Genomic DNA, 1,011 nt, shown 5'->3' with positions numbered 1-1,011 from the left:
GCCATCGACGTGGACGACGCAGGCACCGCATTGCGAGGTGTCGCAACCGACATGCGTGCCGGTAAGGCCGAGATTTTCCCGCAGGAAGTGAACCAGAAGTGTTCGGTCCTCGGCAGCACCGCTGACCCGCTTTCCGTTCACCATCAACGAAACGTCCGACATGGTCCCTCCCTGGGTATCAACCTTGGTATCCACGCTGCCGACGCGGTATTCGCGCTTCGGTGGTGCATTATTCGTACACCGCACATCGGACAAAAAACAGCACGTCGCAAACGCGGAACATTGTACTTTCGATCATGGCCGCGCCCAAACATGCGGTGCCGGTGGCCCCATTGCCAAACCGCCGATTGAAGGCAACAATGTCGGTCGACGCCCGCGCGCCAGAAGCATTTAAAAACAGCCGCGCACAAAAAAGCGTCGGAGGAAATGCGGAGAACATCGCTGGCCAATTCACAGACGCGCTATGCATGCGGCCTGTCGGCGCTCACTACGGACGAGCCCGACATGGAGGCGTTCGCCAAGGCGATCGCACTGGAAGCAGCCGCCATCGACGCAGGCTTTGCCCTGCTGTTCTTTTCCCAGAGCCTGGTCGAAGCCAGCGCCCTTTCCCAGGCGCTCATGACCCACGCACCGGCGCTCCACCACGCCGGCTGTTCGACTGCCGGCGAGATCACGCCGCAAGGTCTCGAGGATGGTCATGTGCTGGCCATGCTGCTTCCGTCCGCCGCGTTCACCGCCGTCAGCGTGATGGTCGAAAATCTGTCCTCGTCGGGTATGGACAGGATCACCGGCGAGGTGGAGACCCTGCGGCGATCGCTGCGCGCGCGCCTTGGTTGCGATCGGACCAAAGGCACTTTCGCGCTCTGTTTCATCGATGGGCTCTCTTATGCCGAAGAAGCGGTGAGTTCAGCCATCCACTGGGGCCTCGACGACATTCCGCTGCTTGGCGGCTCCGCCGGCGACGATCTGAAATTCGAGACGACGCGCCTGATCTCGAACGGCAAGGTCACC

General features: G+C 61.4%; 2 protein-coding genes. One reads left to right on the top strand and one right to left on the bottom strand.

The window, feature by feature from the left end; translation table 11 throughout:
- Window positions 1–162 (bottom strand): 2Fe-2S iron-sulfur cluster-binding protein (locus EOC06_RS43680; protein ID WP_245470124.1); only part of this gene is annotated, 162 nt, incomplete at its 3' end.
- 264 nt (window positions 163–426) lie between these two features.
- Here EOC06_RS43680 and EOC06_RS43675 point away from each other — a divergent pair.
- Window positions 427–1,011, top strand: a 585-nt coding sequence (locus EOC06_RS43675) for an FIST N-terminal domain-containing protein (RefSeq protein WP_281062115.1), incomplete at its 3' end; no start/stop codon positions are given.

The organism is Mesorhizobium sp. M7A.F.Ca.MR.362.00.0.0 (assembly GCF_004023175.1).
Taxonomy (GTDB): domain Bacteria; phylum Pseudomonadota; class Alphaproteobacteria; order Rhizobiales; family Rhizobiaceae; genus Mesorhizobium.
This window is presented reverse-complemented; position numbering and strand designations above follow the sequence as displayed.